This window comes from Protaetiibacter sp. SSC-01 (assembly GCF_014483895.1).
In the GTDB taxonomy this organism is placed as follows: Bacteria; Actinomycetota; Actinomycetes; order Actinomycetales; family Microbacteriaceae; genus Homoserinibacter.
Map to the genome: position 1 here is coordinate 2,754,087 of NZ_CP059987.1, position 25,233 is coordinate 2,779,319.

20 protein-coding genes are annotated in these 25,233 nt (G+C 71.8%); 3 read left to right on the plus strand and 17 right to left on the minus strand.

All coding sequences use genetic code 11. From position 1 onward, the window contains the following. Nucleotides 1-6: 6 nt before the first annotated feature. From H4J02_RS13065 to H4J02_RS13090, 6 genes are read right to left on the minus strand one after another with little or no spacing between them, the layout of a single operon-like run. A complete protein-coding gene (locus H4J02_RS13065) occupies nucleotides 7-1,245 on the minus strand; it encodes an acyl-CoA dehydrogenase family protein (protein WP_187674973.1) in 1,239 nt (412 codons plus the stop codon). Next, complete coding sequence (locus H4J02_RS13070) at nucleotides 1,242-2,237, minus strand: aldo/keto reductase (RefSeq protein WP_187674974.1); 996 nt, start codon at nucleotides 2,235-2,237, stop codon at nucleotides 1,242-1,244. The genes H4J02_RS13065 and H4J02_RS13070 overlap by 4 nt, the downstream gene beginning before the upstream one ends. Continuing rightward, nucleotides 2,234-3,388 (minus strand): acyl-CoA dehydrogenase family protein, encoded by a 1,155-nt coding sequence (locus tag H4J02_RS13075; protein ID WP_187674975.1) that lies wholly within the window; start codon nucleotides 3,386-3,388, stop codon nucleotides 2,234-2,236. The genes H4J02_RS13070 and H4J02_RS13075 overlap by 4 nt, the downstream gene beginning before the upstream one ends. Further along, on the minus strand, nucleotides 3,385-4,047 hold the full coding sequence (locus H4J02_RS13080) for a methionine ABC transporter permease (protein WP_187674976.1): 663 nt from the start codon (nucleotides 4,045-4,047) through the stop codon (nucleotides 3,385-3,387). Before H4J02_RS13080 ends, H4J02_RS13075 begins: the two co-directional genes overlap by 4 nt. Beyond that, nucleotides 4,040-5,068, minus strand: a complete 1,029-nt coding sequence (locus tag H4J02_RS13085; RefSeq protein WP_187674977.1) for a methionine ABC transporter ATP-binding protein — start codon at nucleotides 5,066-5,068, stop codon at nucleotides 4,040-4,042. Before H4J02_RS13085 ends, H4J02_RS13080 begins: the two co-directional genes overlap by 8 nt. A 5-nt stretch (nucleotides 5,069-5,073) precedes the next feature. Beyond that, nucleotides 5,074-6,069 carry a MetQ/NlpA family ABC transporter substrate-binding protein gene (locus H4J02_RS13090; RefSeq protein WP_187674978.1) on the minus strand — a complete coding sequence of 332 codons (996 nt, stop codon included), beginning with the start codon at nucleotides 6,067-6,069 and terminating at the stop codon, nucleotides 5,074-5,076. Nucleotides 6,070-6,286: 217 nt separating this feature from the next. Between H4J02_RS13090 and H4J02_RS13095 the strand changes: the two genes are divergently transcribed. Further along, the gene (locus H4J02_RS13095; protein ID WP_187674979.1) at nucleotides 6,287-7,216 is read left to right on the plus strand and encodes an alpha/beta hydrolase; all 930 of its coding nucleotides are present in this window, start codon (nucleotides 6,287-6,289) and stop codon (nucleotides 7,214-7,216) included. 121 nt (nucleotides 7,217-7,337) lie between these two features. Here H4J02_RS13095 and H4J02_RS13100 read toward each other — a convergent pair whose 3' ends face one another. From H4J02_RS13100 to H4J02_RS13130, 7 genes are all read right to left on the minus strand, one after another. Beyond that, nucleotides 7,338-8,237: an N-acetylglucosamine kinase gene (locus tag H4J02_RS13100; RefSeq protein WP_187674980.1), complete on the minus strand. Its 900-nt coding sequence runs from the start codon at nucleotides 8,235-8,237 to the stop codon at nucleotides 7,338-7,340. Nucleotides 8,238-8,253: 16 nt separating this feature from the next. Further along, on the minus strand, nucleotides 8,254-9,297 hold the full coding sequence (locus tag H4J02_RS13105; protein WP_397420138.1) for a glycoside hydrolase family 113: 1,044 nt from the start codon (nucleotides 9,295-9,297) through the stop codon (nucleotides 8,254-8,256). 11 nt (nucleotides 9,298-9,308) lie between these two features. Beyond that, the gene (locus H4J02_RS13110) at nucleotides 9,309-11,885 is read right to left on the minus strand and encodes a glycoside hydrolase family 2 protein (RefSeq protein WP_187674981.1); all 2,577 of its coding nucleotides are present in this window, start codon (nucleotides 11,883-11,885) and stop codon (nucleotides 9,309-9,311) included. Next, on the minus strand, nucleotides 11,882-12,730 hold the full coding sequence (locus tag H4J02_RS13115; protein ID WP_187674982.1) for a carbohydrate ABC transporter permease: 849 nt from the start codon (nucleotides 12,728-12,730) through the stop codon (nucleotides 11,882-11,884). The genes H4J02_RS13110 and H4J02_RS13115 overlap by 4 nt, the downstream gene beginning before the upstream one ends. Further along, nucleotides 12,727-13,671: a carbohydrate ABC transporter permease gene (locus tag H4J02_RS13120; RefSeq protein WP_187674983.1), complete on the minus strand. Its 945-nt coding sequence runs from the start codon at nucleotides 13,669-13,671 to the stop codon at nucleotides 12,727-12,729. Before H4J02_RS13120 ends, H4J02_RS13115 begins: the two co-directional genes overlap by 4 nt. Further along, nucleotides 13,671-14,993 (minus strand): ABC transporter substrate-binding protein, encoded by a 1,323-nt coding sequence (locus tag H4J02_RS13125; protein WP_187674984.1) that lies wholly within the window; start codon nucleotides 14,991-14,993, stop codon nucleotides 13,671-13,673. The genes H4J02_RS13120 and H4J02_RS13125 overlap by 1 nt, the downstream gene beginning before the upstream one ends. A gap of 181 nt (nucleotides 14,994-15,174) precedes the next feature. Beyond that, nucleotides 15,175-16,242 (minus strand): LacI family DNA-binding transcriptional regulator, encoded by a 1,068-nt coding sequence (locus H4J02_RS13130; protein WP_262406129.1) that lies wholly within the window; start codon nucleotides 16,240-16,242, stop codon nucleotides 15,175-15,177. Nucleotides 16,243-16,306: 64 nt separating this feature from the next. Between H4J02_RS13130 and H4J02_RS13135 the strand changes: the two genes are divergently transcribed. Then, nucleotides 16,307-19,252, plus strand: a complete 2,946-nt coding sequence (locus H4J02_RS13135; RefSeq protein ID WP_187674986.1) for a glycoside hydrolase family 38 C-terminal domain-containing protein — start codon at nucleotides 16,307-16,309, stop codon at nucleotides 19,250-19,252. Next, a complete protein-coding gene (locus H4J02_RS13140) occupies nucleotides 19,252-20,619 on the plus strand; it encodes an MFS transporter (RefSeq protein WP_187674987.1) in 1,368 nt (455 codons plus the stop codon). Before H4J02_RS13135 ends, H4J02_RS13140 begins: the two co-directional genes overlap by 1 nt. Before the next feature lie 55 nt (nucleotides 20,620-20,674). Here the strand turns inward: H4J02_RS13140 and H4J02_RS13145 are convergent, their stop codons facing one another. The 4 genes from H4J02_RS13145 to H4J02_RS13160 all read right to left on the minus strand — a co-directional run bounded on the left by H4J02_RS13145 (nucleotide 20,675) and on the right by H4J02_RS13160 (nucleotide 25,004). After that, nucleotides 20,675-21,526, minus strand: a complete 852-nt coding sequence (locus H4J02_RS13145; RefSeq protein WP_187674988.1) for an NAD(P)-dependent oxidoreductase — start codon at nucleotides 21,524-21,526, stop codon at nucleotides 20,675-20,677. 78 nt (nucleotides 21,527-21,604) lie between these two features. Continuing rightward, entirely contained in the window at nucleotides 21,605-22,069 is a 465-nt protein-coding gene (locus H4J02_RS13150; RefSeq protein ID WP_187674989.1) for a MarR family winged helix-turn-helix transcriptional regulator, read from the minus strand. Beyond that, nucleotides 22,066-23,775 (minus strand): MDR family MFS transporter, encoded by a 1,710-nt coding sequence (locus H4J02_RS13155; RefSeq protein WP_187674990.1) that lies wholly within the window; start codon nucleotides 23,773-23,775, stop codon nucleotides 22,066-22,068. Before H4J02_RS13155 ends, H4J02_RS13150 begins: the two co-directional genes overlap by 4 nt. 83 nt (nucleotides 23,776-23,858) lie before the next feature. Next, nucleotides 23,859-25,004 carry a glutamate--cysteine ligase gene (locus H4J02_RS13160; RefSeq protein ID WP_187674991.1) on the minus strand — a complete coding sequence of 382 codons (1,146 nt, stop codon included), beginning with the start codon at nucleotides 25,002-25,004 and terminating at the stop codon, nucleotides 23,859-23,861. Nucleotides 25,005-25,233 lie beyond the last annotated feature (229 nt).

The following is a 25,233-nucleotide window of genomic DNA, read 5'->3' on the forward strand; positions in this document are numbered from 1 at the left end:
TGCTCCTCAGCTCGTCTCGCCGTTGGTCCACCACGACACGACGGGGGTGTCGTTCACGAGGTGGTCGCCGACGATGCGCGCCTTGTAGCGCGCGGGGTTGTGGGATGCCACGGTGCGGGCGTTGCGCCAGTGGCGGTCGAGGGCGAGCGAGGAGCCGACAGCGGATGCGCCGCCCACCTCGAACAGCTCGGTCGCGGCCCGCAGCACGTTCGGCAGCACGACGAGCTGCGCGCGCGTCGCCGCGAGGTCGGCGGTCGCCACGAGCTCTGCTCGCTCGGCGGCCGGCGCCCCCGTGAGCGCGGCGTCGCTCGCGGCCTGCAGGGCGTCGACGGCCACGGCGAGCGCCGCATCCGCCGCGAACGAGGCCGCCGACAGCTCGCCGACCACCTCCTGCACGATCGGGTCCTCGCGCGGGGTCGCGGCGGTCGCGTGCGAGTAGCCGCGGGTGCGGGCGCGCACGTAGCGCACGGCGTCGTCGACGACCGCCCGGCCGATGCCCGCGACGGTCGCGAGCAGCACGAGCTGCACGAACGCGCCGCCGTGACCCGGGGCCTCGTCGCGCTCGACGACGTCGAGCTCGTCGACGCGCACCCCCTCGAACACGGTCGTGCCCGAGCCCGTCATCCGCTGCCCGAAGCCGTCCCAGTCGTCCACGCGCTCGAGCCCCTCGGCATCCGTGCGCACGAGCACGCTCACGGCCTCGCCGTCGCGGTCGGCGAGCACCGACACGAGGTCGGCGAACAGCGTGCCCGTGCTGTAGAACTTGCGGCCGTCGAGCCGCAGGCCGTCGCCCGCGGGCGTGAGCCGGGTCGCGTACGACCCGACCTTCGCGGGCCCCTTCTCGAACGTCGCGTTGCCGTGGATGGCGCCGTCGGCGAGCAGCCGCAGCCGCCGCGTGCGGGTGGGCGAGTCGAGCGCGTGCCGCGTGCGGTCGATGAAGGAGAAGTGCGAACGGAACAGCTGCGCGAGGTTCGGGTCGCGGCGGGCGAGCTCGGCGAGCAGCTCGAAGAGCTCGCGCTGGTCGGCGCCGTCTCCCCCGAACTCGCGCGGCAGCGTCACGCGCGTGAAGCCCGCCTCCCGCAGCCGCTCGACCTCCGCGAACGGCAGGCGACGCTCCCGCTCGCGGGCCACCGCATCCGCTCCGACCTCGTCGAAGACGGGCGTGAAGCGCTCGGCGAGCCCGCCCCTCCGGCGCGCTCCCACCTCGTCCACGATCGGGGCGACGCGCTCGATCAGCCCGCTCATCCGGCGACCCCCGCTCGGCGCTCGCGCCCCTGTGAGATGTCGTCGACGTGCCGCGCGCGGTCACCCTCGACGAGGCCCGCGAGCGGCTCGAGCGCCGCGAGCGTGTCCGCGCTCAGCCGGACGCCGACGGCCGCGAGGTTCTCATCGACGCGCTCGGGACGCCGGGTGCTGGGGATCGGCACGACGGGGATGCCGAGGGCTCGCCCGCGCTCGGCGAGCCACGCGAGGGCGAGCTGCGCGGGCGTGACGCCCTCGGCGGCGGCGAGCTCACGCACCGCCTCGCCGATGCGCGCGTTGGCGGCGAGCCTCTTGGGGTCGAACCGCGGGAAGTTGCGCCGCAGGTCGCCCTCGGCGAGCTCGGCGACGGGCGCCGCGAGGAACCCGCGCCCGAGCGGCGAGTAGGCGACGAACCCGACGCCGAGCCGCGCCGCCGTGGGCACGACCCGCGCCTCGACGTCGCGGCTCCAGACCGACCACTCCGACTGCACGGCCGTGATCGGGTGCACCGCGTGCGCGCGCTCGAGCTCGTCGGCGGTCACCTCGGAGAGCCCGATGCGGTCGACGACCCCCTCGCGCACGAGCTCGGCGAGCGCGCCGACGGTCTCCTCGATCGGCACCCGCGGGTCGACGCGGTGGTAGTAGTACAGGTCGATGCGGTCGACGCCGAGCCGCCCGAGGCTCGCGGTCACCGCCTCGCGCACATAGGCGGGGTCGCCGCGGAAGCGCGGGCCGTCGGGCGCGGGGTCGTGCACGAACCCGAACTTCGTCGCGAGCACGACCTCGTCGCGCCGCTCGCGCAGCAGCCGCCCCACGAGCCGCTCGTTGGAGCCGCGGCCGTAGACGTCGGCCGTGTCGATGAGCCGGATGCCCGCGTCGACCGCGTGGTGCAGGGTCGCGAGGGCGGCATCGTCGTCGGTCGGCCCGTAGACCTCGGCGAGCGCCATGCCGCCGAAGCCCTGCTCGCCGACCTCGAGTCCCGAGAACGCGGTCATGCGCCGGGCGCCTTCCACTCGGGCAGCGTGCCGGTGAGCGCGTGCTGGCCGAGGGCCCGCGTGCGCTGGATGACGGGGTTATGCGACGCGATCGTGCGCACGTTGCGCCAGTGCCGGTCGAGCGCGCGCTCGGTGCCGAGGGCGGATGCGCCGCCCACCTCGAAGAGGCGCGTCGCCGCCTCGAGCACGAGCCGCGGCACGACCTCCTGCAGGCGGAACACCTCGAACTGCAGGCGCTGCAGCTCGTCGGCATCCGCTCCCGCATCGACCGCGTCGCCGAGCTCGGCCGCGACCGAGAGCACGAGGCGGCGCGCCGTGCTCGCCGCGACGCTCAGCTCCCCGACGACGAGCTGCACGAGCGGGTCCTCGCGCGGGAGGGTCTCACCCGCGAAGCCGAAGGTGCGGCGACGGGGCACGACGAACTCGATCGTGTCGTCGAGCGCCCGCTGGGCGATGCCCGCGATGACGGCGAGCAGGCTCAGCTGGAAGACGGAGCCGAGCAGGTGCCACCGCGCGGCGTCGGTGTCGGAGGCGACCACGTCATCCGGGTGCACCGGCACGCGCTCGAAGACGGTCGTGCCGCTGCCCGTGAGGGGCTGGCCGAAGCCGTCCCAGTCGTCGATCGAGCGCACGCCGTCGTGGAGCGACGACACCGTGACGGCGACGCGCTCGTCGCCGTCGAGGGCCGAGAGGTGGATCCAGTCGGCGTAGATGCTGCCCGTCGTGTAGTACTTCGTGCCGCTCAGGAGCAGCGCGTCGCCGTCGCGCTCGAGGCGCGTCTCGAGGCGCGCGGTCTCCTGGCGCTCCGACTGGGCGTTGCCCACGAACTGGCCGGCGACGATGCGCTCGTACCAGTGGGCGGGGGCGCCGTCGCCCTGCGCCCGCAGCGCCTCGACGAACGCGACGTGGCCGCGCCACACGTGGCCGAGGCTCGCATCCGCCGCCGACAGGTCGATGAGGTGGGCGAAGAGCTGCTCGAGCGGGATGTCGGCGCCGCCGTGCGCGGCGGGCACGCGGAGCGCACCGAAGCCGAGCCCGCGCAGCTCGTCGAGCTCGTCGTGGAGCAGGCGGCGCTCCCTCTCGCGCTGGGCGGCGCCGGGGGCGATCCGGTCGAGGAACGCCCCGAAGGCCTCTCGGGAGAACTGGGTCAATGCATCACCTTCCGGGCGATCCGGTTGCCGACCGCCTGCACGAGCTGCACGATCACCACGAGCGTGAGCACGACGATCAGGATCACCGTGTAGTCGAATCGCGCCCAGCCGTACTGGAGCGCGAGGTTGCCGAGCCCGCCGCCGCCGATCGCGCCCGCGACGGCGCTCGCGTCGACGAGCGCGACGAGGATGTAGGTGAGCCCGAGCACGAGCGGGCCGAGCTGCTCGGGGATCACGATCGTGAAGAGCACGCGCACGGGGCTCGCGCCCATCGCCGTGCCGGCCTCGACGGCGCCGGGGTTGACGGCCACGAGGTTGGACTCGATCACACGCGCGATGGCGACGCTCGCGACGATGGCGAGCGGGAACGATGCCGCGAGCGGCCCGAGGCTCGTGCCGTAGATGAGCCGCGTGAGGCCGACGACGGCGATCGCGACGATGATGAACGGCACGGGCCGCACGATGTTGATGATCGCACCCAGCACCGTGTAGACGATGCGGTTCTCGAGGATGTTGCCGGGGCGCGAGGCGTAGAGCCACAGGGCGATGAGCACCCCGACGACGCCCGCGACGCCGAACGACACGCCCACCATGAGCCCCGTCTCGCCGAGCGCCTTGACGAAGCGGGGCACGAAGGCGTCGAGGTCGAACTCACGCATGCGCGACCTCCCGCACGGCCGTGATCGAGCGCAGGTCGCCGATCGCGGCGTCCACGGCGTCGTCGTCGCCGAGCAGCTCGACCGTGAGGCTGCCGAAGAGCCGCGACTGCAGCTCGTCGATGCCGCCGTAGACCACGTTGAAGTCGACGCCGTGGGTGCGGGCGACGCGCGAGAGGAACGGGTCGTTCGACTCGCGGTTCTCGACGTGGATCTGCACGATGCGGCCGCGGTGCACGGCCCGGATGCTCTCGAGCGTCGCGGGGGACGGCTCGTGGTGCAGCACCGACGAGACGAAGCGCCGCGTCGTGGGGTTCTGCGGGTTCGAGAAGACGTCGTACACGGTGCCGTGCTCGACGACGCGGCCGCTGTCCATGACGGCGACGCGGTTCGCGATCTGGCGGATCACGTCGATCTCGTGCGTGACGAGCAGGATCGTCACGAGGTACTCCTCGTTGACGCGCTGCAGCAGCTCGAGCACCTCGCCCGTCGTCTCCGGGTCGAGCGCGCTCGTCGACTCGTCGGAGATGAGGATGTCGGGGCGCGTCGCGAGGGCCCGTGCGATCCCGACGCGCTGCTTCTGCCCGCCCGAGAGCTGCGACGGGTAGGCGAGCGCCTTGTCGGCGAGCCCCACGAAGTCGAGCAGCTCCTCGACGCGGTCGAGCACGGCATCCTTCCCGAGCCCGGAGAGCGCGAGGGGGTACGCGATGTTGCCGTAGACGGTGCGCGAGTTCAGCAGGTTGAACTGCTGGAAGATCATCCCGATGCCGCGCCGGGCCCTCCACAGCTCGGTCCCGGTGAGCGACGAGATCTCGCGCCCGTCGACGACGACGCGGCCGCTCGTGGGACGCTCGAGCGCGTTGACGGTGCGCAGCAGGGTCGACTTCCCGGCACCCGAGTAGCCGACGATGCCGAAGATGTCGCCACGCGCGACCTCGAGGTCGACGGAGCGCAGCGCCTCCACGCGGCGCCCGTCGACCTCGAAGCTCTTCGAGACGTGCTCGAACGAGATGGCCGTGCTCATGGCCGTTACTTGTTCTCCTCGGCCGACTCCTGCAGCTCGGCGAGCTTGTCGCGCAGGGTGTCGACGGAGACGTCGACGAGCACCGTGTTGCCGAAGTACTCCTCCTCGAGGGCGGCGGCGACGCGCGGGTCGGCGTAGACCTCCTTGAGGATCTTCCAGGCGGGGTTGTCGACGTCATCGGCACGCGTCGCGATGACGTTGATGTACGGCAGGTTCTTCTCGTCGAGCGAGTCGTCGAGGAAGAGGGCGTCGTCCTTGCCGACGCCCTGGCTGGGGTCGAAGTACGAGGTGCCGACGACGACCGCCGAGAGGCTCGGGTCGTCGAACTGCTGCGGGATGGTGCGGGCGCCGATCTCGACGAACTCGAGGTTCTTGGGGTTGCTCGTCACGTCATCCGTGCTGGGGAAGTCGCCCGCGTCGTCGGCGAGCTCGATGAGGCCCGCGGAGGCGAGGATGTTGAGCGCGCGTCCGCCGTTCGACGGGTCGTCGGGGATCGCGATGCGGCCACCCTCGGGGATGTCGTCGGTCGAGCCGAGCGTCGCCGAGAAGATGCCCCACTGCGTGATGACGGTGGAGAACACGGGCGTCAGGTCGGCGCCGTTCTCGGCGTTGAACGCCGAGAGGTACAGGATGTGCTGGAACGCGTTGGCGTCGACGGTGCCGGCGACGAGCTCGGTGTTCGGGAGCACCCAGTCCTCGGTGTTCACCCACTCGATCTCGAGGCCCTTCTCGGCGGCGACCTCCTTGATCGCGTCCTGGAACGCGGAGTCCTCGGAGACGGCGATCTTGACCTTGATCGGCTCGGCGGCCGCTCCGTCGCCGTCGGCCTCGGCCTTCTGGCCGCCGAGCGAGGTGCCGAGGACGATGCCGCCCACGACGAGCACGGCGGCGACGACCGCCGCGATGACGCCGATGAGGATGTTGCGCTTCTTCTTGCTGTTCGCCTCGACGGCGGAGCGGAGGTCGCTCCGGGGCTCGGGCGTCGACTTCTCGTCGGACACGGTGGTCGCCTTTCGTGATGGTGTTCGCAGGTTGCGGGAGCGCCCATTGAACGCAGCTCGGCGAGCGGGCGGCAAACCGATCTCGTCACATTCGCCGAGGACGCGTCACGCTCTGTGATGAGCTGTCGCATGACGCCATATGGCGTAAAGAAATGGGCCGGCCGAGCCCCGCTCACCATCGTTGACACGACCGACCTGTCGCCCCCAGAGTGGCGTGATGGACCTCGAGATGGTCGACGTCGACCTTCGCTCCGCAACCCGATCCCTTCCCCGCACCGACCCGTCGAAGGCGGGGATGCGACGCGCCGCGGCCGTCGCGTTGAAGGTCATGCCCGTGCCCCGCGCCCGCGGCGTACGCGTGCGCACCTCACGCGAGGGCGGCGCCCGCGTGCGCGTCTACCGCCCACCCGTGCAGCGCACGGATGCCGCCCTCCTCTGGGTGCACGGCGGCGGCCTCGTGATCGGCCACCCCCGCCAGGACGAGCGCCTCGCGAGCGGCACGGCCGCCGCTCTCGGCATGACGGTCGTGTCGGCGCACTACCGGCTCGCGCCCGAGCATCCGTTCCCCGCGGCGCTCGACGACATCCGCGCCGCGTGGGACTGGGTGCAGCGCCACGCCGCCGAGCTCGGTGTCGACCCGGCGCGCATCGTGATCGGCGGGGAGAGCGCGGGCGGCGGGCTCGCCGCGAGCGTCGTGCAGCTGCTCCATGACGCGGGCGAGCGGCCCCTCGGCCAGTGGCTCTTCTGCCCCATGCTCGACGACCGCACCGCCGCGCGCACCGAGCTCGACGCGATCGACCACCTCGTGTGGAACAACGTCGCCAACCGCTTCGGATGGACCTCCTACCTCGGCCAGGCGCCCGGCGCATCCGTCGTGCCGCCCTACGCGGTCGCCGCCCGCCGCACCGAGCTCACCGGCCTTCCGCCCGCCTGGATCTGCGTCGGCGACATCGAGCTCTTCCACGACGAAGACGTCGACTACGCCCGCCGACTCGAGCAGGCCGGCGTACCCGTCACGCTCGACGTCACCGCGGGCACCCCGCACGGCTTCGAGAACTGGGCGGCCGACACCGCACCCGCGCGGATGCTCGTCACGCGCGCGCAGGCGTGGCTCGGCGAGCTCGCGGGCGTCGAGCCGGGGGTGTAGCGGCGGGGATCGGAGGACGTCGCCGGGCAGAGGCCATCAGCTCGTCGGGTTTCGATACGCGCCTTCGGCGCTACTCAACCAGCGGGGTAGCCATGTGCGGTGACGTGGCGGCGCGGCAGAGTCAGGCCACGGAGACGAGGGCGGAGAGCGGATGCGCGGGCGCGAGCCGCGCGAGCGCCGCGGCCCCGTCGAGCCCCGAGCCGTGCGGCGCCTCGAAACGCGCCGTCGGGTGAACCGCGAGCACGGCCTCCTCGAACGCCGCGCGGACGTGCTCACCCCGCAGCACCCCGCCGATCCCGCTCACGAGCGGCGACACCTCGGCACCCGCGCGCCGCAGCGCCGTGACCGCCGACAGGGCGAGCTCCTCCCCCGCCTCCCGGCAGATACGTGCCGCCACGGCATCCGTCGAGGCCCTCGCCGCGACCGCCTCCGCGAACCACGCGACGACGCTCACCTTCGCGGGGTCGGACTGCAGCTGCACGTAGGCGTCCTCGAGCTCATGCCACCGCGCGCGCACCACCTCGGTGAGCGAGGTCGCAGGCCCCCGACCGTCGTGCGCGCGCATGACGGCGTCGAGCGCCTGCCGCCCGACCCAGAACCCGCTGCCCGCGTCGCCCATGAGGTAGCCCCACCCGTCGACGCGCGCGACACCCGCGGGGCCGACGGCGAGGATGATCGAGCCCGTGCCGCTCGCGACGACGACGCCCGGCAGCTCGCCGAGCGTGCCGAGGTACGAGGTGATGGAGTCGTGCGCGAGCAGAACACGCGCGTCCCACGGGAGCAGCGAACGCAGCTCGCCAGCGTCATGCTCGACGCTCGTGAGCCCCGAGACGCCGAGGGCGACCACATCGATACGCACAGAACCGGCGACCTGACGTGCGGCATCCGCGAGCTGCGGCAGCAGCGGCTGGTCGGTGCGCACCCCCGGGAGCACGCGCTCGACCGGCTCGGCGCCGGGACGCTCGAGACGCAACTTGATGCCCGTCTGCCCCGCGTCGACCGCGAGCAGCACCTCGTCCACAGCTACCCTTCCCGGTCTATCCGCGCGCACTCCAGTCGCGGTAGCGGGCCGCCATGAGCTCGCCCGCCGGCTTACCGAACGGGCAGTAGTCGTCGTTCGCCACCGCGTCCTGCTCAGGGTACAAGCGGGCCGGCCAGTCCCACAGCATGAGCCCGCGCACCCAGGGCCGCGCGCGCACGGCGTCGAACATCGCCTCGTAGTAGCTCAGCTGCTCCTCGCCGGACGGCGCCCCCGGCAGCGTCCAGTCATTGGGCCGCGCCGCCGAACCGGTGCGCGAGGGGCAGCCCGCCTCCATGAAGAAGAACGGCTTGCCGGATGCCTCGACGACCGCCTCGATGCGGTCGAGCTGCGCCTCCCACCCGTCGATCGGGTAGTAGCCGCTCGACGAGATGACGTCGACGGCGTCCCACCAGGTGATGCGATGCTCCTGGTACTTGTCGCAGTTGTAGGTGACGAGCCCCGAGTACACCGCGCGCACCTCGGCGATGAGCGCGCGCCACTCGGCCTCCCGCGAGTCGGCCCGCACCATCTCGCATCCGACGCACAGCATCGCGCAGCCCTCGGCCTCGGCGATGCGCGCCGCGTGCAGGATGAACCGCCGGTACGACGCGAACCACTCCGTCCAGCTCGGCTCGCCCGGAACGTCCCAGTCGAAGAAGCCGATGTGCGCGCGCCACGTGCCGTCGGCGACGTTGACGACGGGCTTGAGGCACACCCGCAGCCCGAGCGCGTGGGCCGCGCGGATCGCGCCGACGATCTCGTCGTAGCCCACCTGCGGCCCGTCGTCGAACGGGATGTCGGTCGAGAAAGCCGTCGCCTGCTCCGCGGCGTAGGCGAGCGCCGTCCACGTCACACCGTGCTGGGCCATGAGCCGCATCGAGTCGGCCGCCTCGGGCGTCGCCCACGTGCCGCGCGTGCCGACCCAGCCCCACGTCATGCCGCACACGGGGTCGCCGGGGATGCGCGGCACGTCCGCGTCGCCGGCCTCGGCCCCGCTCGTCGCTCCCGCGCTCGCCATGTCGGTGCCCATCGCTGCCCCGCCCATCGCCGCCCCGCTCATCGCTCCCCCGCTCACCGGGCCACCAGCTCGTTGCCCGTGCGCAGCACGCGCGGATCGGCGAACGCGGATGCCGCGGCCGCCCCCGCGCCCCGCACGCGGAAGGTGTGCGCCTCGCCTGGCAGCAGCGTCACGAGTCCCGAGTCGACCGTCGCATCCGGGTGCACCTTGTCGACGAGCAGCGTCACGTCGCGCAGGAGCGTCTCGGCCGCGACCGTCACGAGCACCTCGTCGCCACCAGATCCGGCCCCCTCAGCGCCCGCGGCGCCGCCCCCGATAGCGCCGCCGTCGGCACTCCCGTCGGCAACGGATGCCGTGGTCACCTCGAACCGCGCGGCCGGCAGCGCCGACTCCCGCGGCCGGGCGCCGAAAGAGAGCCCCCGCACGCCGTCGAGCGAGGCGACGAGCAGCTCGCCGGAGGGGTCGCCGAACGCGGCCACGGCATCCGGGACCTCGACGGTCGCGCTCGACCACGGCGCGACCGACACCGGCACCGAGGCCTCGGCGAGCACCGCGCCGTCGTAGCCGCGGCGCGCGATCACGAGCGAGCCCTCCCACGCCTTCGCGGTGTCGTTGCCGAGCACCGCCGCGAGCGCCCGGAGACCGGCGCCGGCGCGCGGCTGGATCGTCACGACCCGCGGCGCGAAGGCGTTCTTGAGCGCGAAGTAGAGCGGCTTCTCACGCCCGTCGCCGTCGATCGCGGCCCACGAGGTGACCGGCCAGCAGTCGTTGAGCTGCCAGACGACGGCACCCGAGGTGCGCGGCGCGTGCGAGCGGAAGTGGTCGAGCGCGAACCCGACGGCGTTCGCCTGGTTGAGCTGCATCGCCCAGTGCCAGGCGTCCATGTCGCGCGGCACGCGGTAGTGCGGCAGCAGCCCGTCGACGAGCTTCTGGTTGCCCTCGATCGCCTTCTGGTGAACGAGCATGCCGGGCGACTCCGGGGTGAGCGGGTCGTCGGTGAGCGCGCGCGTGAGGGTCGTCCAGGCGGGCGGGCCCTGCCATCCGAACTCCGCGACGAAGCGCGGGGCGTGCTCGCGGTAGGTCTCCCACCCCCGCCGGTTCCACTGCTCCCACAGGTGCGTCGAGCCGTTCGTCTCGTCGTTCGGATGCCGCTCGCGGTCGGGGCTGAACGGGCTACCCGGCGCGTAGGGCACGTGCGGCGCGAGCTCGGCGACGACCGCCGGCAGCACGTCGTAGTAGTACAGCTCGCCCCACGTCGCACCGTCGAGCCGGGTCTGCCAGCCCCAGTCGACGCGCCCCCACAGGTTCTCGTTGTTGCCCGTGAGCAGCGCGAGCGAAGCGCGGTGGGCGATGCGCGCGACGTTGTCGCGGGCCTCCGCCTCGACCTCCGAGCGGATGGGCTCCTCCTCCGGGTAGGCGGCGCACGCGAAGAGGAAGTCCTGCCACGTGAGCAGGCCCAGCTCGTCGGCGAGGTCGTAGAACGCGTCGTCCTCGTAGATGCCGCCGCCCCACACGCGCACGAGGTTGACGCCTGCCGCGGCCGCCTGGCGCAGGCGCCGCTCGTAGCGGGCGCGGTCGACGCGCGAGAAGAGGGCGTCATCGGGGATCCAGTTGACGCCCTTGACCCAGACGGGGCGTTCGTTGACGACGAGCTGGAAGGGTCGTCCGTCGGCGTCGGGCTCGGTGTCCCAGCGGAGGGTGCGGAAGCCGACGCGACGCGAGGTCGCGTCGAGCTCGTCGAGCGGCTCGCCGCCGTCCGCCCGGCGCAGCCGCACCGCGACGTCGTACAGCGGCTGGGCGCCGTGTCCCGCGGGCCACCAGCGCTCGACCGCGTCGAGCTCCACCCGCAGCGACGCCTCCGTCGCCCCCGGCGCGATCGCCTCCCGCGCGACCGCGACCCCGCCGTCCGGCAGCGCGACCTCGAGCTCGATCTCGAGCGCCGCGTCCGCGCCCGCCACCCGCGCGACCGACACCTCGGCCGTGACGACGCCGCCGTCGCCGACCGCCGCGGCCGCGACGCGCGCATCCGCGATGCGTGCTGTCGACCAGGCCTCGAGCCGCACCGAGCGCCAGACGCCGCTCGTGAACGTCGCGATGCCCCAGTCCCAGCCGAAGTTGCACGCCGACTTGCGGATCGCTTCGAACGGCATCGGGTAGGGCCGCGGTCGCGGGCCGAGCGCGAGACTCTGCTCGTTCGCGTAGCGCACGGGGCTGCGGAACCGGATGCGCAGCTCACTGCCGCCGGCACGCACGAGCCCCGTCACGTCGAAGCGGTAGCGCCGGTGCTGGTTCGCCGTCTCGCCGAGCACGCGCCCGTCGAGCGTGACCGTCGCGACCGTGTCGAGCCCGTCGAACGCGAGCTCGAGCCGGTCGGCCGCGAGCTCGGCATCCGTCGCCTCGAGCCGCAGTGCGTACTCCCAGTCGACGAGTCCGATCCACGCGAGCGCCGACTCGTTGTCGTCGAGGTAGGGATCGGGGATGAGGCCCGCGTCGAGGAGCGCCTGGTGCACGACGCCCGGCACGACCGCCGGCACACCGGCATCCGCCAGTCGCGCATCGACGAGCGCCTCCGGCACGGGCCCACCCGCCGCGCGCACCGTCCACCCGGCGTGCAGCTCGCGCGCCGTCACTTGACCGCCCCCGTCGCGAGACCGCGGTAGATGAAGCGCTGCAGCAGCACGAACGCGATGAGCGTCGGCACGATCACGAGCACGGTGCCCGCCGCGATCGTCTCCCAGTGGGCGCCGAACGGACCCTTGAACCGGAACAGCGAGGTGGAGATCACGCCCTCCGACGGCCAGTAGAGGAACGGGAGGTAGAACTCGTTGTAGATGGCGATGCCCTTCACGATGACGACCGTCGCGATCGCCGGCCGCAGGAGCGGCAGGATCACGCGCCAGTAGATGGTCCAGCGGTTGGCGCCGTCGAGCATCGCGGCCTCGTCGATGGAGGTCGGGATCGACTGCATGAACTGGATGAAGATGTAGATGGAGACGATGTCGGTCCCCATGAACAGCAGGATGAGCGCCGCCATCGAGTTGTAGAGGCCGAGCCCGTTGATGATCTGGAAGGTCGCGACCTGGCTCGTGACCCCCGGGATGAGCGTCGCGATGAGGAACAGGGCGACGACGAGCCTCTTGCCGCGGAACTGGAACCTGTCGATCGCGTAGGCCGCCATGGTGCCGATGACGATCGTTCCCGCGAGCGAGAAGAGCAGGATGATCGTCGTGTTGAGGAAGCCCTCGACCATGCCGCCCTTGTTGAACGCCTCGATGTAGTTGTCGAGGTTGAACCAGTTGGCCGGCAGGTCGAACGGGCCCGTCTGCCCGAACTCGCTCGACGTCTTGAAGCTCGCGATGAAGAGCACCGACAGCGGGATGAGCGTCACGAGCGCGCCGATGACGAGCGAGACGTACTTGACGGTTCCGGACGCCGCGGCCGCCGCCCGGTACCGCGTGGGGTGGGTCGTGATCATGTGAGGTCGACCTTCTCGTCGGGGAAGAGCTTGCGCTGCACGAACGTGACGACGAGCACGATCGCGAGCAGCACGATGGCCATGGCCGAGGCGAGCCCGACCTGCCGGAAGTTGAACGCCGTCTGCAGCGTCTGGATGACGAACGTCGAGGTGCCGTTGGCGCCGCCCGTCATGATGAACGGGATCTCGAACACCGAGAGACTGCCGGCGATCGCGAGGATGAAGCTCAGCCCGATGATGCGCCGGATGCCGGGGAAGGTGAGCGCCCAGAACTGCTGCCAGCGGTTGGCGCCGTCGATCTCGGCGGCCTCGTAGAGCTCGCCGGGGATCGACTGGATCGCTCCGAGGAACAGCACGAAGTTGAGCCCCGTGTAGCGCCACACGCTCGTCGCGGCGAGCGAGTAGTTGGCGATCGCGGGATCGCCGAGCCACTTGGGCGGGTCGGCGAGCCCGAACCACCCGAGCACGGTGTCGAGCGTGCCGCCCGGCTGGAACAGGTAGAGGAACACGAACCCGATCGCGACGCCGTTGATGAGGTACGGGAAGAACAGGATGCCGCGGAACAGGTTCGAGAACCGCGTGCGGTAGCTCAGCAGCGCCGCGAAGTAGAGAGCGATCCCCATCTGCAGGAACGAGCCCGCGAAGTAGTAGAGGCTCACGCCGAAGACGGCGAAGATCTGCGGGTTGGTGAACACCTCGACGTAGTTGTCGACGCCGACGAACTCCTTCTCGAGGTCGAGGCCGTCCCAGTCGGTGAGCGAGTACCAGAGCATGTTCGCGGCCGGCAGATAGGTGAGCAGCAGGAGCAGCCCGACCGCCGCGAGGAGGAACAGGTAGGGCGTGAGACGGGCCACGGCCCCCCGCCCGGCGGGGACCCCGGAGGGCCCCCGCCGGCCGCGACGCCGAGGCGTGCGGGGAGGTGTGCTGGTGATCGCGACCATCAGCCCTGCTCGGCGCGCGACTCCGCCCACCGCGCGTTGAGTTCCGCGATGTACGAGTCGAAGTCGCCGTCGGCGGCACCGCGCGCGATGTCGACGAGCTTCTGCCGGTAGATGTTGCCCCAGATGTCGATCTGGGCGCCGTCGGCGATGCTGTTGAACAGCGCCTCCTCGCCCTCGGGCGCGGGGGTGAGCTCGATGAGCTCGACGCCCTCCTCGGCGAGGCCCCCGAGGTTGTCGGGCAGCTCCTTCGACAGCAGCGGCGACACCATGCCCTGCGTGTCGGTGAACCCGGAGTCCTCGATGAGGAAGTCCATCCACGCCTTCGCGGCGGCCTTCACCTTCGAGTTCTTGTTGATGCCGAGGTTGTAGTCGCCGCCGACGACCGCGTACTGCGTGCCGTCGGGGGCTGTGGCCGGGAAGGTCATGTAGCCGACGACCTCGGGGTCGATGCCGTTGTCGCTCGCGGCGGCCTGCATCTGCGAGATCGCCCACGAGCCGAGCGCCATCGTCGCGATCTTGCCGGTCGCGAAGTCGACCTTCGACTGCTCCCAGTTCGTCGTGAGCGGGTCGGCCTCGGTGTAGCCGTCGGCGACGAGGTCGTAGATGAGCTTGTCGATCGTGTAGATGTCGCTGCCCGGGGTCCAGGGCTCGTCGTCCTTCGTCATGGCGTTCTGCGCATCCGGGTCTCCCGTGATGGCGCCGATGTTGCTCGACCACTGGCTGAGCGGCCATCCGTCCTTGTAGTTCGTGTAGTACGGGATGGCGTCGGTCGAGTCCTGGATGGCCTTCATCGCAGCGAGGAAGTCCTCGGGGGTCTTCGGCACCTCGGTGACGCCGGCGGCCTCGAAGACGTCCTTGTTGTAGATGAGGCCGTTGGCGTTGCCGCCGAGCGCGATGCCGTACTGCACGCCCTCGTAGCTCTTCGGCGCGAGGAAGCGGTAGTCGGCCGCGAGGTCGTCGGTCTCGCCGAGCGGCTCGAAGAAGTCCGCGAACTGGTCGGGCAGCACGCTGTTCGGGATGCCGAGCACGTCGCCGTAGTTCGTGGTGGAGAGGCGCGTGCGCAGCTCGCCCTCGTAGTCGGTGATGCCCTCGAACGTGACCGTCGCATCCGGGTACTTCTCGTGGAACTGGGCTGCGTACTCCTCGAAGGTGCCGTCCTGGATGAGGTCGGTGCGCCAGGTGACGAAGGTCACCTCGCCCTTCACGTCGCCGTCGATGGTGTTGTTCGCGTCGTCGCCTCCGCCGCTCGAGCACGACGTGAGCAGCAGTGCCGCCGTCGCCGCGCCCGCGACAAGGCCGATGATCGCCTTGCGTGATGCCATGCGAATACTCCCTTGTATCGGACCCCGTGGTGCATCGACGCGAGGGGGGATCCCGCGTCGATGGGGGATGCTCGGGAGCGTATAAACTAAAGCGCTTTAAGTAAAGCGCTTTATCGATCCGTTACCCTGACCGGTCGGCTTCTGGCCCTATCCGAGCGATTTGGGGCCAGAAACCGACCGGTCAGCGATCGGAGGGTGCGGCGCCGGCAGCGGCGGGGCCCGTGGAACCTCGGATGACGAGGGCCGGGGCCGAGTCGAGGAACGCCGCGGGCGTGGTGCCGGCGACGACGTCGAAGAGGCGGCGGGCCACGTGCGAGCCGAAGGCGACGACGTCGTGGCTCAGCGCCGTGAGCTTCGGGAGCGTGTGCTCGCACAGCACCGAGTCGTCCCACGCGACGATCGACACCTCCGACGGCACGCCGAGCCCGAGCTCCATCGCGACCGTGAGCCCCGCGACCGCCATGACGTCGTTGTCGTAGATGAACGCCGTCGGGGGCTCGGATGCGGCGAGCGCCTCGCGCGTCACGCGCTCCCCCAGCACGGGCGTGTAGTCGGTGCGCAGCACGGTGGGCTCGATGCCGAGCGCCCGCGTCTCGTCGAGGAACGCGTCGTCGCGGATGCGCGTGTGGGCGAGCGCCTCGAGCCCCGCCACTCGCGCGATGCGGCGGTGGCCGAGCCCCGCGAGGTGCCGCACGGCCTCGCGCATCGAGGCCGCGTCATCCGTCCACACGCTCGTGAGACCGCCCGCGACGCTCGGGTCGCCCACGACGACGGCCGGCAGTCCGGCCTCGGCGGCGAACGCGGCGCGCGGGTCGTCGACCGTGAGGTCGGTCAGCACGACCCCGTCGACGCGGCGCGTGCGGTGCCACTTGCGAAGCGTCTCGAGCGCGTCGTCGGTCGAGCCGACGACCTGCAGCAGGAGGCTGTAGCCGCGCTTCGACAGCTCGATCTCGAGTCCCGCGAAGAACTCCATGTAGAACGACTCGACGCCGAGGTTGTGCGGGTCGCGCGCGAGCACGAGCCCGAACGTCTCGGTCTTCGCCTCCGCGAGCGAGCGCGCCGCCGTCGACGGAGCCCAGCCGAGCTCGTCGGCGACGCGCAGGATGCGGGCGCGCGTCTCATCCGACACGCCCTTGCGCCCGTTGAGCGCGAACGACACCGCGCCGATCGACACGCCCGCGCGCTCGGCGATGTCGCTGATCGTCACGCGGCCGCCCGACCGCCGCTCCGACCGTCCCGGTGTGCTCACGAAGGGAACGATAGCCCCGCGCGCACGCGGACATAGACTCGGCCTATCGCGCGAGGGAGGGTCGATGGCGGGTTTCCTTCCGTTCCTCCTGGGCATCCGCGTCGAGCAGCCCGCGCAGTACCGGCGGCTGCGCCGCATCCGCAGCCGCATCTACGAGACCGTCGCGTGGCTCGACGCCGAGGTCGTTCGCTCGGCCGAGCCCATCCCGTTCGGCGAGCTCGACCGCGAGGCGTTCCAGCCCATCCGCCCCGGGCAGTCGTTCGGGGGCGTGCTCGAGTGCGCGTGGCTGCGGCTCACGGGCGAGGTGCCCGCGGATGCCGGGGGCGCGATCGTCATGCTGGGCGTGCGCGGCGAGGGGCTCGTGCACGATGCCGAGGGCCGCATCGTCGGCGCCGTGACGACCGTGTTCCAGCAGGGCGACCTGCCGCACGCGGGCGGGAGGTACCGCCCGGTCGGCGAGCCGCTCGCGGCGGGCACGCGCGTCGAGCTGTACGCCGACGTCGCCTACAACGGGTTCATCCTCTACGAGGTGGGCCGCGGGGTGTTCCACGGCGCCCGGCTCGCGCGCCGCGACGACACCGTCTTCGGGCTCTACTACGACTACCTGACGCTCGCCGTGCTCGCGGGCGCGACCGACGACCAGACGCTCGCATACGGCCTGCGCACGAGCCTCGACGAGGCGTGGCACCGCTTCCGTGCGGGCGACGCGGCGGGGGCGCGCACGGCGCTCGCCATCCCGCTCGCGAAGCCCTCGGCATCCGAGCTCGTCTTCTTGGCCGTCGGGCACAGCCACCTCGACATGGCGTGGCTGTGGCCTCTGCGCGAGACGCGGCGCAAGGCCGCCCGCACCTACACGCGCGCCCTCGAGACGCTCGACCGCCGCCCCGACTACGTCTACGGCACGAGCCAGCCGCAGCAGCTCGCGTGGATGAAGGCCGAGCAGCCCGACATCTTCGACCGCATCCGCTCGGCCGTGCGCGACGGACGGCTCGAGCTGCAGGGCACCTTCTGGGTCGAGCCCGACACGAACCTGCCCGCGGGCGAGGCGCTCATCCGCCAGGCGACCGTCGGGCGGCGCTTCCTGCGCGAGGAGTTCGGGCTCGACGACGAGCTGCTGCGCATCTGCTGGCTGCCCGACACCTTCGGGTACTCGGGGCAGCTGCCGCAGATCCTGCGCGGCGCCGGCATGGACCGCTTCGTCACCATCAAGCTCGCGTGGAACAAGACGAACGTGTTCCCGCATCGCACCTTCCGCTGGCACGGCATCGACGGCACCGACGTGCTCGTGCACATGCCGCCCGAGGGCGACTACAACTCGCGCGGCGCCGCCGACAACCTGCTCACGGCCGTGCGGCAGTATCCCGAGCGGCCGCTCGGGCAGGCCCTGCTCGTCTACGGCTCGGGCGACGGCGGCGGCGGACCCGGCGAGGTCCACCTCGAGGTGCTCGAACGCGAGATCGGGCCGGGCGGCCAGGGCATCCGCGGGCTCCCCCGCGTCGAGTTCTCCACGGCGCGCGCGTTCTTCGAACGGCTCGAGCGGCATCCGGCGATCGGCGAGCTGCACGCGCACCGCGGCGAGCTCTACCTCGAGGCGCACCAGGGCACATACACGACGCAGGGCGCCACGAAGCGCCACAACCGCACGGTCGAGCGGATGCTGCACGACGTCGAGGCGCTCTCGGTCGCCTCGGGCGTCGACACGCGCGCCGAGCTCGCGCCCGTGTGGCGCGAGGTGCTGCTGCACCAGTTCCACGACATCCTGCCGGGGTCCGCCATCGAGAGGGTCAACCGCGAGGCGCGCGAGACGTACGTGCGGCTCGAGGGCGAGCTCGACTCGCTCGCCGAGCGGATGTTGTCGGGGCTCGCGACGAGCGACGTCGACACGATCGTCAACCTCACGAGCTTCCCGCGCGACGAGCACGTGCGCGTCGACGGGGCGTGGCACCGGGCGATCGTCGAGCCGTACGCTGCCGCGCGGCTCGAGCCGGCACCCGGGCCGTTCCGGCTCACGGCGCTGCCGTCGTCGATCTCGAACGGGCTCGTCGAGCTGCGCTTCGACGACCACGGGGTCATCACCTCCTTCACGGATGCCGCGGGCACCCAGCACGCGGGCGGCGGGCTGGGCCGCCTCGTCGTGCACCGCGACCCGTACCAGTGGCCGTTCGACGCGTGGGACATCGACCCCCGCTACGCGGAGCGGCGCCCGCGGCAGCTGCGGCTCGCGGCATCCGAGACCCGCATCGACGGCCCGACGGTCGTGCGCGAGCAGCGGCTCACGGGGCCGGGCGTCGAGGTCGCGCAGCGCATCGTGCTCGAGCACGGCAGCGAGCTCGTGCGCTTCGAGACGCGCGTCGACTGGCGGGCGAGCCACCGGATGCTGCGGGCCGAGTTCCGCCCGAGCCGCTGGGCCGACGAGGCGAGCTGCGAGATCCAGTTCGGCCACATCCGCCGGCCCACGACCGAGCGCGACTCGGTCGAGCGCGCGCAGTTCGAGGTCGTCGCGCACAAGTGGATCGCGGTCGAGGACGAGCGCGGCGGCTTCGCGCTGCTCAACGACGGCAAGTACGGGCACCGCGCGAAGAACGGGCTGCTGAGCCTCAACCTGCTGCGCTCCCCCACCTTCCCCGACCGCACGGCAGACCGCGGGGTGCACGAGTTCACGTACGCGATGCGGCCCTTCGCGGCGGGCGGGCTCGGGGACGTCATCCGCGACGGGTATCGGCTCAACAACCCGCTGCGGCGCGCCTCGGGCGTCGAGTTCGCGAGTCTCGTCGCGAGCTCCGACCCGGGCGTCGTGATCGAGACCGTCAAGCGTGCCGACGAGGGCGACGGCGTCGTCGTGCGGCTCTACGAGAGCCTCGGGCGGCCCGCGACGACGGCGCTCACCACGCGCATCCCGCACTCCCGCGCGATGCGCGTCGACCTGCTCGAGCGCGCGCAGGGTGAGGTCGACCTCGAGCGGCTCGAGCTGCGGCCGTTCGAGATCCTGTCGATCCTGCTGGAGCCGTGATGGCATCCGCCTCCCCCGCAGCCCCGGTGGCCCGCACCCCCGCATCCCGCACCCCGTCGCCTCGCGCTCAGGCGGCGGCCGTCGTCGCGGCGGGCTTCGGGCAGAACGTCGTGCTCACGATCGTCACGACCTTCGTGCTCGCCTACCTCATCCAGTACGCGGGGCTCTCGAGCGCGGGCATCGCTGTCGTCACGGCGATCATCACGGCCGCGAAGGTCGTCGATGCGTTCACCGACCCGATCATGGGCGTCGCCATCGACCTCACGCGCACGCGGTGGGGCAAGCTGCGGCCCTACATCCTGTTCTCGGCCGCGCCCGTCGCTGCGCTCACGGCGCTCATGTTCGCCGTGCCCGAGGCCGACGAGCCCGCGCAGCTCTCGTACTTCGGCGTGATCTACCTGCTGTGGGGCCTCGCCTACACGGTGTGCGACGTGCCGTTCTGGGGGCTCATCGGCTCGGCGTTCCCCGATCCCGCGCGCCGCACGCGCGTCATCGGCAACGTGCGGGCGTTCGGTGCGATCTCGCTCGGGCTCGCGACGCTCGGGATGCCGTGGTTCGCCCGCGCGCTCTCGTTCGACGGCGCGGGTGGCGCTGCGACAGGCTCGGGTTGGACCCTCGCGGTGCTCGTGACCTCGGTCGTCGGAATGGGCCTGTTCCTGCTCGCCTTCTTCGTGCCGCGCGAGCGGCCCTCGGCGCTCGCCGCCCCGCGCCCCCGGTTGCGCGAGCTCGCCCGCACGCTCGCCCGCAACACCCCGCTGCTGCTCGTGCTGCTCGGCTCGGTGCTCGGCTTCGGCCGCTACATCGTGCAGGCGGGCGGCGCCGTGTTCGCGGTCGTCGCGTACGGAGACGAGGGGCTCTTCACGCTCATCGGCGCCGCCATCATCGCGGGGCTCGTGCTCTCGAGCTTCCTCACGCCGCTCGTCGCGAAACGCGTGAGCGGACGCACACTCGTCATCGGCTCATCCCTCGCGGGCGCCGCGCTCTACCTCGCGATGTACCTCGTCGGCTTCGCGAGCATCCTGCCGATCGTCGTGTTCATCTTCCTCACGGGCCTCACGCTCGGGGTGTTCCTCGTCGTGCAGGCGACGATGATCGCCGACGCGGTCGACGACGCCGAGCGCCGCACCGGCATCCGCAACGACGGCATCTCGTTCGCGACGCTCACCTTCGTGTCGAAGATCATGAGCGCGCTCGCGGTGCTCGTCTTCGGGCTCTTCGTCGCCGCCGCGGGCTACCAGGCGGATGCCGTGGTCACGCCCGACATGCAGCAGACGGTCTTCGCGGCGATCACCCTGGTCCCCGCCGCGAGCTGCCTCGTCTCCGCCGTCCCGTTCGTGTTCTACCGTCTGAGTTCCCGTTCCGCGTGATAGTTCCCGAAGGAACGGGTGCGAACACGCGGAACGGGAACTATGGGGGGAGAGGTCAGGGAGCGGATGCGTCGCGCCAGCTGTGGCGCGGCTCGTACCCGAGCACCTCGCGCGCGTGGTCGATCGACAGGAGCGTCTCGTGCTCCCCGAGCTCGCGGCGCACTTCGACATCCGGGAAGTACTCCGCCATGAGCGACGCGCTCGAGCGCTCCATGACGGTGTCGGCGGCGGCGATGATGAAGCGGTCGAAGCCCGGCCGCTCCGCGAGCAGCGCCTTCTCGACCGCCTGGGCGGCATCCCGCGCGTCGATGTAGCCCCACAGGTTCCACTTGCGCGACGCCGGGTCCTCCTGGAACGCCGCGAAGCCGGCGTAGTCCTCCGGCACCATGACGTTCGAGAAGCGCAGCGCCGTGATCGACAGCTCGGGATCCCAGCGCACCACCTTGCGCGCCAGCTCCTCCTCGAGGTGCTTGCCGAGCGAGTAGACGCTCTCGGGACGCGTGTCGTACTCCTCGTCGACGGGCGCGTAGGGCGGGTCGATCGCGAACGGCAGCCCGAGCACGGTCTCGCTCGACGCCGTGACGATGCGCCGGATGCCGGCCCGCCGCGCCGCCTGCACCACGTGGAATGCCGAGAGCACGTTGTTGTGGAAGGTCGCGACATCCGACAGGATGCCGGGCGCGGGGATCGCGCCGAGGTGCACGACCGCGTCGAGGCCGGTGTGCCGCTCGTCGATCGCGCTCAGGGCGTCGACGACGGCGCCGTAGTCGGTGAGGTCGACGCGCGTGAACCCGTCGCGCCGCGCCCCCGCGATGTCGAGCGCGACGACGTCGTGCCCGTTCGCACGCAGCTCCCGCTCGACGACGCTTCCGAGCTTGCCGCTCGCTCCCGTGACCGCGATCCTCATGCGCCCAGTCTCCCCCCGCGAGTTCCCGTTCCGCGCGATAGTTCCCGAAGGAGCGGGTGCGAACACGCGGAACGGCAACTAAGAGCGGGCGGGCGGGACGGATGCGCCCCGCGCGAGCTCCTGCAGCAGCGACGTGACGCGCTCGATGTCGGCGACGGGCCAGCCCTCGACGACCTGCGACAGCAGGCCCTCGTACCGCGCCCGCGCGGCCTCGAGACGCGCGGCGCCGTCGGTCGTCACGGTGATGAGCTTGATGCGACCGTCGGACTCGTCGGCCACCCGCTGCACGAACCCCAGCTCCTCGAGCTCCGTGACGCTGCGGCTCACCTGGCCCTTGTCGGCGGCGAGACGATCGGCGAGGCCCGAGACGGTCGCCGAGCCGTGCCGCTCGATGGCCGAGAGCACCTTGAACGTGCCGGGCAGCATCCCCGGGCTCGCGATCGCGGCGGCCTGCGCGTACACGCGGCGCATCTCGCCGAGCAGCTCGCCGAACGCGCCCTCCAGGCCGCGCACGGCCTCCTGCCGGTCGCCCGCCTCGGTCATCGCCGCCCGCCGCCCTCGGTGTCGGATGCCGCGGCGCCGCCCGCATCCGGCACCCGGATCGAACCGGTCGCCGTGAGCGTCTCCATGCCCTCGGGCACCGAGACGGTCGCGAAGTCGGCCTCGGAGGCCTGGATGCGCTCCGTCGTCGTCATGCGCGTGAGCGGCTTGTTCGGCAGGAACACGATTGCGAGGAGGCTGATGACGGCGAACGGCACGGCGATGAGGAACGAGTGCGAGATGCCGTTCGCGTAGATGTCCTCGAAGACGAGGCGCAGCGCCTCGGGCATCTCCGACACCTTCGGGAGGGCGCCCGACTGTAGCTGTTCGGCCCACTTCGGGGCGTCCGCGCCGAGGCTCGCGAGCGCGGCGCCGATGTCGTCCTTGCGCTCCGCGACGAGCTCGGTCACCCGGGCGGCGAGCGCCGCACCCATGACCGAGACGCCGATCGTGCCGCCGAGGCTGCGGAAGAAGGTGACCCCGGAGCTCGCGACGCCGATGCGCTCGGGCGCGGTCGTGTTCTGCACGACGAGCACGAGGTTCTGCATCGTCATGCCGACGCCCGCGCCGAGCATCGCCATGTAGAGCGAGACGAGCGCGAAGTTCGTGTCGTAGTGGATGGTCGACAGCAGGTACGAGCCGCCCGTGAGCAGCACGGCGCCGACGACGAGGTAGCTCTTCCACTTGCCGAAGCGCGTCACGAGCGCGCCGACGCCGATCGACGCCACGAGCAGACCGCCGATCATCGGGATCGTCATGATGCCCGCCTCGGTCGGCGTCGCGCCGCGCGCGAGCTGCATGTACTGGCTGAGGAAGACGGATGCGCCGAACATCGCGATGCCGGTCGCGATCGACGCGATGACCGAGAGCGTGAAGGTGAGGTCGCGGAAGAGGTTGAGCGGGATGAGCGGCTCGCGCGAGCGCAGCTCGACGATGACGAAGAGCACGGCCGCGACGAGCGCGCCGCCGACCATCCAGACCGTCGTCCAGCTCGCCCACTCGAACTGGTCGCCCGCGAGCGAGACCCAGACGAGCAGGAGCCCGACGGCCACCGAGAGCAGCACGATGCCGACGTAGTCGATCGAGGCCTTGCCCTTGGCGCGCTTCGGCAGGTGCAGGGTCGACTGCACGATGATGAGCGCGAGCACCGCCACGGGCACGGCGACGAAGAAGTTCCAGCGCCAGCCCCATGCATCCGCGATGACGCCGCCGAGGAGCGGGCCGCCGATCGTCGCGACGGCCATGACGGCGCCGAAGAGCCCCATGTAGCGGCCGCGCTCACGCGGGCTGATGATGTCGGCCATGATGACCTGGCTGAGGGCCGCGAGGCCGCCCGCGCCGATGCCCTGCACGGCGCGGAAGCCGATGAGCATCTCGGGGTTGGTCGAGAACCCGGCCGCCGCGGACGCCACGATGAAGATGACGATCGCGAGCTGGTAGAGCACCTTGCGGTTCATGAGGTCGGCGAGCTTGCCCCAGATGGGCGTCGAGATCGCGGTCGTGAGGAGCGTCGCGGTGATGACCCACGTGAAGGCGGTCTGGTCGCCCTCGAGGTCGTGGATGATCGTCGGCAGCGACGTCGAGACGACGGTCGACGCGAGCATCGACACGAACATGCCGAGGATGAGGCCGGAGAGGGCCTCGAGCACCCGGCGGTGCTGCTTCGGATCGGCGGGGGCGTCGGGCGAGGCGGGGGTGGTGCGAGACATGCGGTCCTTCGTCGGTGGTGCGGATGCGGATGCGCGGCGACGTTGGCGCGAGATGGTTGACACAGGTCAATGGTTGAGAGATGTCAACCATACGCCGATGGTTGAGAAGTGTCAACCATCGGCGCCCCGACCGCTGCGATCGCCGCGTCGTGGCTCGCGTCCACGAGTGCGCGGGTCCGCTCCCCCGGCGGCAAGGGCCGCAGCATCCGTTGGCGGCGCGCACCGGTGCCGTCGCGGAGGATCCTGCCGACCCCCGCATGCACCTCGTCGGTGTCACCGGTCGTGTCGAGCCCCGCCGCCGACCACGCGAGCAATGCGGCCACGACGTCCTCGGCGGGACGCAGCCGCCCCGCGCGCGGGTCGAGGAGCTCGCCCGTCGCACCGCACAGCGCGGCCTTCCACGAGGCCAGCCGCAGCACCGGCGTCGGCAGCTCGAGAGGCGCCGACCCGGCGCGCAAGTCGATGATGGCCCGCACCGCCATGCCGCGCACGAGCGCCGCGAGCGAGGCAGCGGCATCCGCCGAAAGGCAGACGTCCATGACGCGCACCTCGACCGTCGGGTAGCGGCGCGAGAGCCGCGCGTCGAAGTAGAACATGCCCGCGTCCATGAGCACGCCCGAACCGAGCAGGCCCTGCTCGAGCTCCCGGTACGCGGCCGCGGAGCCGAGCACGTCGAGCGGCCCCGACGTGGGCCAGCGCATCCAGCTCGCGTAGCGGAAGCTCTCGTGCCCCGTGTCGCCTCCCGACTCGAACGGCGAGTTGGCGCTCAGCGCGAGCAGCACGGGCAGCCAGCCCCGGATGCGGTCGAGCACGGCCACGCCCTCGTCGCTCGACTCGATCGCCACGTGGACATGGAAGCCGCACGTGAGATTCGTACGCGCCGTGCGCCCGTAGCGCGCGACCATCTCGTCGTACCTCGCGCTCGCGGTGGGATGCGGGTCGACGGGCTCGGGCGACATCGCGAGCGCGACGGCGCGGGCGCCGCACGACCGGGCCGCGGCATCCGCTCGGGCTCGACCCGCGAGGATCTCCAGCCGCAACCGGTCGAGGGTCTCGCACGGACGCGTCGCCGTCTCGATCATCTCCTGCTGAAGCTCGGCGTCGAGGCTCGGCCCGGGCGCGGGGGCGCCGAGCCGATCGGATGCGAGGGCGGCCGGGGCGACCGCGACGGGGCGGCCGGTGAGCTCGTCGACGAGCAGCAGCTCCTCCTCGACGCCGAATGTGCGCATGACTCCATGGAGCCACACGGCGGAGGGGGCGGCGAGGCGGTTGACAGCGACCCTCCGGCGGCGTACTCGTCCCTGCCACTCGGACGGGCGTAATGCAAGGGGGAGGCGCGAAGCGGGGTGAAGGCGTTGGGTGGGCCTCGTGGATGAGTCAGCTGCCCCGTCCCCGACGCAGAGTGAGGGGGCGACCATGTGCGGCATCGCCGGAGAGGTGGCCTTCTCGCGCCCGCCC